This is a genomic window from Psychrobacter sp. 1U2 (genome assembly GCF_051847575.1).
This window is the reverse complement of the sequence record NZ_JBPYDC010000995.1, coordinates 1-745: the sequence shown is the minus strand read 5'-3', so window position 1 is coordinate 745 and position 745 is coordinate 1. Positions and strand designations below refer to the sequence as shown.

Sequence of the window (745 nt, the reverse complement as noted above, 5' to 3'; positions counted from 1 at the left end):
TGGATATCTTGACTTAATGACCCAAAGATAAGTAGTCATTATTGAAACTACTCCCAATACTGTACTGACGCTTTGATCATTATGAGATTGATACGACACTAAGAATACTAAAACCTGTGCATACGATTAAAAGCGTTATGTCGTTCTATAAGCTTTTTAGCATAAATTTGTTTGAATTTGAAATAGTTATTTAATCGTTTGCCTATCGGCTAGGCGTTTGAAATAATAGCCACCAATTAGCACGCCCTAAGTGTGTTTTTATTGCTGCTTTATATTTTATATTACTGTTGAGATGAAGAAGTCCTATGATCGAATTTAAAGACGTTGGTGTTCGCCGTGATGGTCGTGAGTTGTTTGCAGGCGCAAGCTTCCAGCTCCACCCGGGCCATAAAGTAGGCTTGACGGGCAACAACGGCACTGGCAAATCTACCTTGTTTGCCTTGTTACTCACGCAAATGGGCGCAGGCGATACCGAGGTTACCCTTGATAGGGGTGAGGTGAGTATTCCTGATAGCTGGCAGGTTGCCCATATGGCGCAAGAAGTCGGTGCCAGTACGCAGACAGCGATTGATTATGTCTTGAGCGGTGACGAGCAGTGGTATGAGATTAATGCTGCTTTGAATGACTTAAGCGCCGTCAGTGATGAGCAGATTGGCGTGTTGCATCAGCAGTTCGATGAAATCGATGGCTATCGTACGCCGACCAAAGCGGCGCAAATCATGGCAGGACTAGGCTTTAAGACAAG

At 44.0% G+C, this 745-nt stretch carries 1 protein-coding gene; it reads left to right on the top strand.

Annotated features, from left to right (window positions below; all coding sequences use genetic code 11):
• Positions 1 to 305: 305 nt before the first annotated feature.
• Positions 306 to 745, top strand: a 440-nt coding sequence (locus ACS8FD_RS19975) for an ATP-binding cassette domain-containing protein (RefSeq protein WP_439277152.1), incomplete at its 3' end; no start/stop codon positions are given.